This window comes from Flavobacterium sp. YJ01 (genome assembly GCF_029320955.1).
Taxonomy (GTDB): domain Bacteria; phylum Bacteroidota; class Bacteroidia; order Flavobacteriales; family Flavobacteriaceae; genus Flavobacterium.
Window position 1 is genome coordinate 5,310,352 of sequence record NZ_CP119757.1, and the last position, 11,700, is coordinate 5,322,051.

10 protein-coding genes are annotated in these 11,700 nt (G+C 40.1%); 4 read left to right on the forward strand and 6 right to left on the reverse strand.

The annotated features are described in order from the left end of the window. Positions 1-5: 5 nt before the first annotated feature. The 5 genes from P0R33_RS22800 to P0R33_RS22820 form a co-directional block, all read right to left on the reverse strand. Entirely contained in the window at positions 6-2,084 is a 2,079-nt protein-coding gene (locus P0R33_RS22800; RefSeq protein ID WP_276173392.1) for a type IA DNA topoisomerase, read from the reverse strand. 4 nt (positions 2,085-2,088) lie between these two features. Further along, positions 2,089-3,525 (reverse strand): DUF3945 domain-containing protein, encoded by a 1,437-nt coding sequence (locus tag P0R33_RS22805; protein WP_276173393.1) that lies wholly within the window; start codon positions 3,523-3,525, stop codon positions 2,089-2,091. An 81-nt stretch (positions 3,526-3,606) separates the two neighbouring features. Next, positions 3,607-3,915 carry a helix-turn-helix domain-containing protein gene (locus P0R33_RS22810; protein WP_276173394.1) on the reverse strand — a complete coding sequence of 103 codons (309 nt, stop codon included), beginning with the start codon at positions 3,913-3,915 and terminating at the stop codon, positions 3,607-3,609. A gap of 222 nt (positions 3,916-4,137) precedes the next feature. Then, positions 4,138-4,989, reverse strand: a complete 852-nt coding sequence (locus P0R33_RS22815; RefSeq protein ID WP_276173395.1) for an RteC domain-containing protein — start codon at positions 4,987-4,989, stop codon at positions 4,138-4,140. A gap of 97 nt (positions 4,990-5,086) precedes the next feature. Further along, positions 5,087-7,513, reverse strand: coding sequence for an aminotransferase class I/II-fold pyridoxal phosphate-dependent enzyme (locus P0R33_RS22820; RefSeq protein WP_276173396.1), 2,427 nt, complete (start codon positions 7,511-7,513; stop codon positions 5,087-5,089). 246 nt (positions 7,514-7,759) lie between these two features. Here P0R33_RS22820 and P0R33_RS22825 point away from each other — a divergent pair, with 246 nt between their 5' ends. The 4 genes from P0R33_RS22825 (at position 7,760) to P0R33_RS22840 (ending at position 11,069) form a co-directional block, all read left to right on the forward strand. Further along, complete coding sequence (locus P0R33_RS22825; protein ID WP_276173397.1) at positions 7,760-8,143, forward strand: hypothetical protein; 384 nt, start codon at positions 7,760-7,762, stop codon at positions 8,141-8,143. Positions 8,144-8,186: 43 nt separating this feature from the next. Then, on the forward strand, positions 8,187-9,131 hold the full coding sequence (locus tag P0R33_RS22830; RefSeq protein WP_276173398.1) for a helix-turn-helix domain-containing protein: 945 nt from the start codon (positions 8,187-8,189) through the stop codon (positions 9,129-9,131). A 79-nt stretch (positions 9,132-9,210) separates the two neighbouring features. Further along, complete coding sequence (locus P0R33_RS22835) at positions 9,211-10,701, forward strand: MauE/DoxX family redox-associated membrane protein (protein ID WP_276173399.1); 1,491 nt, start codon at positions 9,211-9,213, stop codon at positions 10,699-10,701. Positions 10,702-10,799: 98 nt separating this feature from the next. Then, positions 10,800-11,069 carry a hypothetical protein gene (locus P0R33_RS22840; RefSeq protein ID WP_276173400.1) on the forward strand — a complete coding sequence of 90 codons (270 nt, stop codon included), beginning with the start codon at positions 10,800-10,802 and terminating at the stop codon, positions 11,067-11,069. A 62-nt stretch (positions 11,070-11,131) separates the two neighbouring features. Here P0R33_RS22840 and P0R33_RS22845 read toward each other — a convergent pair whose 3' ends face one another. After that, complete coding sequence (locus P0R33_RS22845) at positions 11,132-11,593, reverse strand: prolyl oligopeptidase family serine peptidase (protein WP_346429615.1); 462 nt, start codon at positions 11,591-11,593, stop codon at positions 11,132-11,134. Positions 11,594-11,700: the final 107 nt, after the last annotated feature.

An 11,700-nucleotide genomic window follows, 5' to 3' on the forward strand; every position in this document is an offset into this window, starting at 1 on the left:
CAGAATCATTTTGAATGTTTTCCTTCACAGAATTCAAAATAGCTTCCTGCTTGTTCGTTTAATGCAATGAAGGCATTGAACGTCTTTCCTGATTTGCTTTTCATTCCTTTGATCAATGAAGTTCTTCCATCACTGACAAGATTTTCGATGTCAGATAAACTTAAATGTATACCGCAAATATTACGGAACTGTATCCAACAGCATATTTCATCTCTGCATTTTACAATTTTATCACTAATAATAAGATGCTGGGTTTTGCACTTTGGGCATAAGAGTTCCGGCATTTTGTTTTGGGCAATTGCAGTCTGGAACAATTCATCTGTGATACTTGAAGTGTAAGTTTCCATTTCTTTTAGGAACCCTGCAGCATCTGCTTTGTTGGTTTCGATTTTCTGCAAGGCAAGCTCCCATTGGGCAGTCATTGCCACATCTGCAATCTTTTTGTCTTTTACAAATTCATAAACCTGCAGCCCTTTTCCAGTTGGGATTAAGGATTTCATTTCGCGTTGGATATAATTGCGGGTAAATAGAGTTTCGATGACGGCCGCTCTAGTTGCCGGGGTACCGATGCCGATATGCTGTAAAGCCTTCCGTTCGTCTTCATTTTCGATATCATTTCCGGCACTTTCCATAGCAGACAAAAGGCCTGCCTCCGTGTAAAGCAAAGGCGGTTTTGTTTTCTTATCCAAAACGCAAGCCTCTTTTAATTTAATATAATCGCCTGTTTTCAACTCAGGCAGGTCCTGTAACGGTTCAGTATCATCAGAGAAACTGCCTTTAATGGCACGCCATCCTGGCTCAATAATCCTAGAGCCTTTTGCAGTAAAATCATAATGCAGTATTTGTAGGCCTACATCGGTCAATTCTTTGATGCAGGGCTCGGAAATGGCTTCAAGCAATCGAAACGCAATCATATTATAAACCGCATTTTCCTTTGCATTAAGGGCTGACGGAATCTTATCGGTAATCAATAATCCATGATGGTCCGTTACTCGAAGATCGTTCACGATGCGCTTATTGAATCTGCCCCATTTTGTTTGGGAAATTGTTTGCTTGAAATTTTCCCCCTTTTGTAAAACTCTTACAAGGCTGGGAATTTCGGACCAAAGATCTTCAGGAATGTATTTGCTTCCTGTCCGAGGATATGTGATGAACTTCTTTTCGTAAAGGCTCTGAGAAATGTTGAGGGTTTCCTCGGCAGAAAGGTTCAGTTTTTTATTGGCTTCTTTCTGAAGGCCGGTAAGGTCGAACAGTAAAGGAGGCTGCTCTGTTTCAATTTTGCCGTCTGCCGATGTGACCATTGCCATTGGGCTTCGCTCAATAGCTTTCAGTACATTGCCGGCTAGTTTTCTGTCGTCCCATTTGATTTTTGAGATGCTTTTAAAATTTATCAGATCTTTGCTATGGGATAACTGTATCTGCGAATAATTTTTTACTGGGAAATCCCTGTTTGCCAGATAGCGTCTGCATATTAATGCCAGTGTAGGAGTCTGAACTCTTCCAAGTGAATATACTCCATTATCGGCAGCTATGGAAAGGGCCTGTGAAGCATTAATGCCCACCAGCCAGTCGGCACGGCTTCTGCCTTGCGCAGCCTGATATAATCCGTCAAATTCTTTTCCGTCTTTCAGGTTATCAAAACCATGTTTGATGGCTTTTTCGGTAAGCGAGCTTATCCAGAGTCTGTTAAAGGGTTTGCTGCATTTCAGGTATTGGTAAATGTACCTGAAAATAAGTTCGCCTTCGCGTCCTGCATCTGTTGCCGCGATAATGCTCTCGCTTTGATTAAATAGGTCTTCAATGATTTTAAGCTGTTTTATTGCGCCTGTATCAGCAGTGCAGCCTTTATCTTTTTTGACCTTTCTGACAGTCAGTAAAAAAGGGTTTGGGAGGATCGGCAGTGATGCTTTTTCAAATCCCGTGATTCCGTAATCTTCAGGCATTCCTAATCCTACAAGATGGCCTAGTGCCCATGTAACAAAATAGCCGTTACCTGTCAGATAGCCATCCTTTTTTTCTGTGGCTTTGATTATAACGGCTATTTCTCTTGCTACGCTCGGTTTTTCTGCAATAACTGTGATCATATCATTACATTTTACGCCCTTTTGATTTGGCAGGAGATTGAGAATCTTCTTGCAGTTCCTGCTGTTTTCTGTCATGAGGATTTGTCTGCCCTGATTTTAAGGGCTCATTTATGTTTTTAGTAGCTTCATTAGTTTTTCCTTCTGAATTTACGGCTGTCTGGGTTTTATGCGCTTCTGATGGTTTTATCTGTTCTTTGATCTTGTCTGGATTTTGGAATGAAAAATCTGTTCTATCGGTCTCCTTATTGTAGGTGATGTATCCGTTATATTCTTTTCCTTTCTTATCCACGAGACCGCTGATGTAGACCGTCTGGCCATCTTGGAGCTTTTGATGCTGCTCATTGTTGAGTTCTTTGTCCCTAAAAGTCTTTTGTGCGCCCTGAGTCTGGTTCTGCTGGTTGCCTTGTGCCTGCTTATTTGGGTCATTTCTGTCAAAGAGAAATTCTACAAAACGTTTGTCGGCATTGAACTGGACAGTTGCGTCAAAGGCGGTTCCTTTTTTGGAAACCATACCTTCCAAAGGAAGCGGTTTTCCTTCCAAGAGAGTCTGCTTTTGCTCTTCACTCAGCTTTATTCCTTTAATTTCATCTGGAATTTTAATGAAGTCAGTACGCAAAGCCACCACTTCATTGGTAAGCCTGTCTATGCTAATTATCGAGGGCAATATTTCATTGTTTTTCGGATTGGTAAGATTAACTACTCGGCCCATATTGCCTGTCCCGAGAAGATTCTCTTTGTCTTCCTTACTGAACTCGTGGCCGAAAAAAGAGAAATTCAGATTAGGTTCTTTTCGGATGCCATGGATGGCCACCACAACCTGTCCTTCATCGTTTTGTTTCAATGATAAACGGGCATCCATTCTGGTAACGGCTGTGCCTAGGTTGAGGCTTACAGGTACGAGTTCATTTGTTTTGTATCCTTTTAGAAGCGGGTCCAGAAGGTTCATTTTTTCCAGTTTTTCTTTGCTTAAACCAAGATGGTTTAATGTTTCCCAATCAATCTGTTCCGGTTTGTATTTGTATTCGCTTGTTTCCGGATTTGTCTGTGCTGTTTCCATATTAATATTAGTTTTTTGTTCATATTCTTTTACTTCGTGCTGTTTCATTAATTGGTCGCCTTCAGGAGTCGGGCAATCTATCTGTTTCTGCATGTCTTTAGAAATATCGACAGCCAGCAGTGCGGGGATTTTGAAGAACGAAAAATTAGTTGGGTTCTTCAGCTGGCTGAAAAAATTGGAAAAAAAATTCGAGAATAAATCTCCCTGCTTATCTACCCGCATAAACTGATTCTGATTTTTCCGGATGGGTTCAGTGGTCTGCAGATTGCCATTCTGGTCAATGCCTTTTACCGCCAGGATTTTCTTTTTTTCTTTATCGAAGACCAGCAGAATATCCGAGAGCTCTTCTGTGATTTTGGGTTTATCATTAATTTTTTCGTCCATAATTTTAAATTTTATATTCATATGCGAAATTAAAAACGGTGAATGTGCCTATAAAAAGCTGGAGTGTTCTGGCATCCTTTTTCATCCGTTGGCATGAGATTTTGGCATTCGGACATTAAAGCTTTCTCTGATGAACTGGTGCACATCAGAGAGCTTATAATATATTTTTCCGCTGATAGTATAATAGGGAAGCCTTCGTGAAGAGCGGTAGCGCTGCAGAGACCTTGAGCTTATTTTGAGCATCTGCAATATATCCTGATTGTCCAAAAGCTCTTCACCATCGATGCTGCCGCGTTTTTTTTCAAGTTCTCTGATGTGCGCTCCCATAAGATCGAAACGTTCCATTATCCTTTCCATCCAAGAGATGAATTCCATTCTGTCTATGTTCATGGCGTTTTGTTTTGCATTAATGGTGCAAAATTGCCAAAAGCATAAGCCTTTCACTGCCAATGCATGCCAATGTAGAATGCTGTTTTGGGAAAATTTTAACGATTATATAAATTGTCCTGAATGCTTGATTTGATAGGGCAGGGCCGTGGAAATAATGATGCTGTATGCAGTCGGTATTTAGATGCCAATTGCATCATATTGGCAAGAGGAAAGTATAAGAGCCTACAGTTCTTTTTCCATATGCTGTTTAAGGGAAGTCTTCAGCTGATCCAGAAATATGCTTTTACTGTCGGTCCTGTCTTTCATTCGATGGAAGGCATGATGGACATCGCCGAGCTGCACTCTGAACAGAAGCTGGAATACCGTGCTTATTTTACGGATTCCGGCTTTTCCATGAGAAATGCTGCCAGAGGCATGTAGGGCATAAATTAATTCGATCAGGGCATTTTTTGAATCTGTCCAGAAAAAATCCCTGTTTGCCGAATTGTTTTCCGATAATATGCTGATTTGTTCGGTTTCGGGTTCAATTTTGGAGCTCAGGTAGCTGTATAGCAGTTCGTTTGCTATGATGCGCGCCACTTTATAATCATAGTAGGTAGAAAATTCCGGATCAATTTCAAAAACAAAACTATTTACTCCCTCATGCAGGTCTATTTTTCCAAGACAAAAAAAATGGTGGTCCCATTCAGTTCTTCCTGTGCGATAGTATCGGTAAAAATCATTGTTGTAAAAATGCTCTTTATATTCCTGCTTGAGGAGATTGAGCTCATTGGAAAAATATTTGTAGTGCATTTTGCCGCTTATCACCGGACAGGCTGCCTCAATGCGGAAAACTTTATTGTAGAATATCAGCTTCCCCAGTATCTGGGGTTTAACGCTTTTAAAAAAATTAATCTCTTCATTTTCATCAGAGAATCCTTTTTCTAAAACATTTTTCTTTACCGTACAAAGCAAATTTCGAAGTACGGTGGTCATCTGGTAGGATTTTTCAATTATATCTTCAGGATCTAAGCTGAATTGCTGTTCTGCTTTTCGAATAACCTGAAGTGCGTTCTCACATGTAGATCTTATCATGACAACAGATTTTAGATTTATTTGAACAAGGAAAAGCTATGGGCATCACTGCCCAGAAATTTATTGTTTTTTTTTGTGGAAATATATTTTGGCTGGATCAGCGCGCGGTAATGGTTTCGTTCTGCAGGGTCTGCATGAGTTCCATCGCATAATTGTCCCTTGCCTGCACGTACGCTACTTTAGGTATGACGGAAGCGCCAAGTTTCTTCTTCTCAAAGGTTGCCGATATGCCAAAGTCGATCCTTTCAATTTTAAGCTCTCGCGCTCTTTTGATGGTTTGGTATAAAAGCTGTCTGTAGAGATTGAGTCCTTCTGAGGCGACATAGTCCATTCCGATAAGTTCGGGCACATAGACCGCTGATGAATTTTTGTAGCAGAACATTATTCCACAGAAATTCCGTTGGACCGAATCTCTAAGGGAGAGGATTATGAATTCCCAGTTTGAGCAGCTGTTCATGTTTTGAAATACTTCTCTGCTATAGGTGAAATTATTTATAGCCAAATTTCGCTCCTTGACATTGCAGTATAGTTCGTAGGCCCACTTTAGCTCTTCTTCATTTAGAGTGTTTTTTATCTCCACATCATAGTATTTTTCAAAAGGAAGTATTTCTTTACTGAAATGTCTGCGGGAACGCGGTGATAGCAAATCGCCATAACTATTAAATGCATCCAAATGCTTACTTTCGAGAACACATGATTCTGGCATATCAATCCTAAAATAGCCTTGATTTCTCACTATTTCATCCCATTGGAATCCGTGATCAAAATCGCGCAGAACTAGCATATCGGCATCAAGGTAATTGTATTTTTCTTCCAGTCTGTTCAAGAGCATTCGTAATGAATGCTCTGCCAGTGGATGGGTCTCGTCAATATAGCAATGTAGACCTTCGGTAAACAATGATCCGGTACTCAGTACTTTGGATGTCATATGCATATGGTTAGTTTTTCGGAGATCTTCAAGATGTCTTGATACTGATTCCGTGGCGAGCATATCATCTTTCCAGATGCCGCAGGTGCAGAATGTCATTAAAACCACCTGCTTGTTCTGGTCACGGATAATGTAATAGAAGAAGTCCCACTTATTGCCCGCTTGCTTGCTATCTGCAAAAGTAAGCTCAAGATACCGCACGCCATCCCAATCTAGGATATTATGGATGCCTAGATATTTGTTCCATTCCTGCCTGCTGATGTCCGCTATAGTAGTTCGCTCTTCAATTTGAAGCAATTCTGTCTGCTGTTTTTTTGCCGGCAGTCTTTTGCTTATGTCCATTCTGAATGCCTGGCGTATCTTTTCTTCGCTGCTTCCGGTTCCTTCTAGGGCTTTCTGGAAATGATGATCCATTGCATGGACCAGTTCAGATATGTCTTTGATCTGATTATGCGCAGATATCGTGATGCGGATGCCAGTATTTTTTATTGGTACGGCCGGATAGATTCCTAGATTCAGGTAAAATCCTTCGTTAAAGAGGCGTTTGGTAAAATTATAAGCTGTTGCTGGTGTTCCCATTCCAATATAGAAAACAGGAGAGTCGTTATCAGAGACTAGGGGCAGACTTGTATTTGAAAGCAGATTTCCGAAATAAGCTGTTTTTTTAGCAAGCTCAGACTGATGCTTCTTGATTTCATCGGAGAGGTGTATGTCACAAGATGCGATCGCGGCTCCTACGGACGCTGGTTCAAGCTGTGCAGAAAATGTGAGAGGGCCGCCAAAAGTTTTGATCTTTTCACGTAATTTATCATCGGTGCAGAAAAATGTGGCACCGCTTGCGCCAAAAGTTTTGCTGAGCGTACTGACCACAACAATATTGTCTTGAAGCGTTCCAATAGAATCAAAGATAAAGCCCGTGCCGTTTTTTCCTTTCCAGCTCATACCGTGCACATCATCAAAATAGAGGTGGAGCTGCTGATACTTATGGGTAAGGCGGATAAGGTCCTGTACTGGTGCATAGTCGCCGTACATCGAATAGACGCCGTCGGCCATGTACCATATTTTGCCGGGTCTGCTGCTCAGTGCACGTATCTTGTCTTCAAGCATCTCCAGGTTATTGTGGCGTATCATCTCCACCGGTATTCCCCTTAGTTTTAGCACCTGGCAGGCATTCTGGACGCTCCAATGTGCCTGATGGTCAATAATAACTGCATCTTCATCACGTATAAGTGTAGGGATGATCGCCATATGGCCTAAAGTGCTGTTCTTAGTTATAATCGGCTCTATGCCATACATTTTGCATATCTTGCTTTCAAGCTCGGCATATAAAGGATGGGATAGATAAGTTTTAGAAAGTGGAAACTGAGTTCCATAATTTCTTATTGCGGAAACTGCAGCTTTTTTCAGCCTTTTGTCCTGTTCAAGGCCTAGATAGCCTGTTGTGCCGAAATGCAGCATTTCACTGCCGTGTATCTTTATAGTTCTGCCATTAAGATATTCGCCTTCTGCGCGCAGGTGTAAAATGCCCTCGTCTTTTGCGCTTGAAAAAACAGTATCGACTGTATCGATAAAATTGTTATGCTTGATTTTTGCCATTTTTTTATAAGATTATTTTGGATTTTTTTACTTGATTTTTTTAACACTGAGTGAACTGATAGTTAAAATTCATTATAAAAATTGAAAGTATTTTTGTTTGTATATATTTTACTCCCAATATAGCAACGGTAATTCCCGATTTGACAACAACTAACCATGTTTTGCAAGAAATAATCCACATTTGACAATTAAAATGTTTCTAAATCTTTATATTTTTGTTAAATTTCAGTTTTTAAATTATAGGTCATGATCCCCACACATGAATCTTTTGAGAATCAAAATGCAAGGTTCTGGATTGAAAAAGGAATCCTCTTTTTTGAATACAAACCCAATTCAGCAGTAGATCTGCAGGTAGCCATGCGTGTGGTTGCGGACCGGATTGCGTTTCAAAATGAAAGGGAGCTTCCCATATTTTGCGATACTAGAGGAATCGCTTCTATTGACAAGGCGGCCCGAGACTATCTAGCCAAGTCTGGATCACTTCTTGCAAAAGCAGTAGCTCTGATAGGCAGTGAGAATGTTTCCATGACCATGAGCACTTTTTATGTAGAAATCAACAAGCCGTCCGTGCCTACCCGAATTTTTACTGTGGAGCAGGAGGCACTGGACTATCTAATGGACTTCGCTTAGGACAGACGCAAAGATTCAGTCAAAGAATATAAAATCATTACAAATGAAAAATCCTCACAACCGCCAACGGATGGTATCGATGCACAAGATGTTGTTTGAAATGGCAAGAGGCAATTTCAATAACCAGATTCCTTTGAGCAGCTTCGATGACGAAATTGAAACATTGGTTGTCCTGGTCAATATGGTTGCGGAAGAACTCAAAGAGTCTGCCTTCCACTCGGGTTTTGTCAACCCCTACATTACTCATAGAATGGTGACGCCCGCTACTTTTATTTTAGACGAAAATCATTCGATAAAAGATGTGAATCAAGGAGCATTGAAAATTTTGGGATATGATTCGGCAGAAATGCTCAACAGGCCAATTAAGGAATTCCTTCTGGATGATTTCTCGGATATGTCAGATATCGAGAAAAGAGAGCTCGAAGAAATGCTTTTATCTGGCGAAATAATTACACTGAATTTTTTAACATACAAAAAGCTGATAGTAAGTGCCGAGTGTTCGGTATCTAGATTATCGGACGGTAAATTTACGGTTCTCAGTTTCATAACGCCTTTTCTCCAGCTTGATGAAGATGTTACGGAGGTCCACGAAATAGCAGAGCAGAGGCATCATAATTTTAGAAAAGCCGATGCGCGCCTGATCCAGCGTGTTTATGATTATGTATTGGATAATTTGGCAGAGCCACTGCCGTCAGTAAAGGAACTTGCAAGACTTTTTGGAACAAATGATTTTAAGCTTAAAGACGGGTTCAGGTATTTTTTCCATACAAGCATTTATAAGTTTTATACAGAGGAAAGGCTCAAAAGAGCACACCTAATGATTGAGCAGACCGATATTCCCTTGAAGAATATTTCTTTTATGAATGGCTTTAACAGCTATCCCAACTTTTCCAAATCATTCAAAAAACGATTTGGAACCTCTCCTAACGAGGTAAGCCGAAACAATACTGGGAATCTTTTTTATGAAAGGGACATTAATCCCTCTTAAGTAATTATCGCTCCCGATACTACAAGTGATATAAGGTTTTAATTCAGAATTTTACAATCTGAATTTAATTAAAAAAATTATGAAGCTTAGTTTAGGGACAACTTTTAAAAAGTATTTTGTAGAGCTAGTCTGCTTTTTATTTATTCTGCTTTTTATATATGCCGCAGTAAGCAAAGCGATGGACTTTGAGAATTTCCGCGCCCAAATAGGACAGTCTCCGCTCTTAAGCCCATTTGCAAATTTTATATCAGTGGGCGTTATCGTGGCCGAAGTAATGATTTCAATTCTGCTGGCTGTCCCAAAAGCCAAATATCTTGCACTCTGGCTAGCTGCCGCATTAATGGCAATGTTTACGGCATACATCATCATCATACTTAATTTCAGTTCATTCATACCTTGCTCATGTGGGGGTATTTTGGAGAAGATGGGATGGGGACAGCATCTTGTTTTTAATATCGCATTCCTTTTTATGGCAATGGCAGCTGTTAAGTTGAGCACTAAAGACAATGGAGTTTTATTAAAACTTTGTGGAGTTGCAATCGCCAGTGCGGGCATGGTGGTTATTTTATTTGTTTTTTCTGAGGATATAATGGAAAGGGAAAATCCCTTTATAAGACGTTTTCCCAAAGCTTCTGCTGCAAAGACCAATATGCTTGATCTTCGAAATTATTCGTATTATATTGCAGGTGCTCATGGTAATAAAATTTATCTTGGCAATTGGAAAGCTCCTCTTGAGATACTTGAAACAGACTCGAATTTCAAATATACCGTTAAGCATACCATTATCTTGAATAGGGAAAACTATAGCTATAAAGCCGTGGAGGTTAGAATCCATTATCCTTATTTTTATGTTATGGATGGTACCGTGCCAGTCATTTATAGAGGACTGGTTTCAAACTGGAAGGCATCGGTACTTACAGAGGGAAAGTTCCATTTTTCCAGTATTGTTTTCCTTGATCCAAATCAGTTTGCCTTCCGCACTCAAAAGCCTCCATCAGGCGAGAATATCATGGGTTATGGCATAGGTTATCCAGCACCACATATTCAGTATAGTGATGAGGTATTTCAAAAGCAAAAGGATGGAATTTTTGACACAGACGGAACACTGCAGTACAGCGATAAAATGCAGAATATAATATTCACCTATTATTACAGGAACCAGTATATCATTGCTGAGAATAATCTCAAAGTTAAGGCTAGACCGCGCACCATAGACACTACTGTCCACGCAAAGTTAAAAGTGGTAAAATTAGAAAAGTCTGGAGATATAAAATTAAGCGCGCCTCCCTATACCGTCAACAGAAACACTTCTGTAATCGGAAAATTGCTTTTTGTCAATTCAATGCTTAGAGGAAGATACGAAGATGAGAAGGTATGGAAAAATGCAACCGTAATTGATGTCTACGATATTGCGAAACAGACTTACGTGCTTAGTTTTTATGTCTATGATCAGACGCAGAATATCAAAATGGGAAGCTTTTTTGCGGCAGACTCTGCGCTATATGCCATTTCAGGACATTATCTGCTTAAGTATGAATATGGCAAAAGAATCAATTCAATAATCTATTAGTAAGAAAATATAAAGAATATACCGGCCGGTAGCAGGATCTTGACCGAAAACCTGTAGAAAAGAGTAGGTCTCTAATAAATAATTAAATTTTAGATATTATGAAATCAACAATTTTAAAAGCATTTGCTCTGCCATTGGCAGCATTTGCTCTAGCAAGCGCTGGCGCAGCCAGCACTGCTGATGCGGAAAAAAGTAAAACATCTGCAGTGATTCAAGCTTACATCCACAATCCTGCAGAGGATGATTGTGAGCCTGTAACTGTAAATTGTGAGCCAGGAAACGGGCAATTATGTACCAGCGGTTCTTTTGAGGCCTATGGAAAAGATAATGAAAACAGTGATTGTAATGTCCAATTGCGCCGCCTTTAGATGAATCAAATTATTAACAAAAGATAATGCAGTTTCAAATTGAAACTGCATTTTTTTTCCGGCTAGTCATTGGAAGTTCCGTAAGAAATCCATTCGGCCGTTTTTTTACCTTTTAAAAAATAGTCAAACCACTCCATAATCCTCCTGCTAAGGTCTTCCTGATTTGAAGCTTTTTTAAGGTTATGGTCTTCTGTAGGGTAGATCAGCATTACACTTGGCTTTTTAAGCTTTCTAAGCGCGAGGTAGTAAGCCACACTTTGGGTGTAGGGGACAACGCGGTCTTCCTTCCCTGACCAAAGAAGTAGAGGAGTATTTATTTTATCGGCATTTAAAAGCGGATTATTTTTTAGATAGTTTTCCTTTTTTTCAAAAAGTGAGTTTCCTATTCGATACTGCTGGCTTTCAAATCGCCACATCTCTGACTGTGCAATTCCATTTCTGCTGATGTTGAAATAGTACCCTATAATGTTGCTGATCCCGGCACCGGATGCCGCTGCGGAAAATAGCCCTGTCTGCGAAATAATGAAATTAGCCTCATATCCTCCGAAGGAATGACCATAAAGTCCGGGTCAGTGGACAGCATGAGGCAATTATCAGCGAGGGATTGTTTTATCGGGTGCAGGATGTTCTT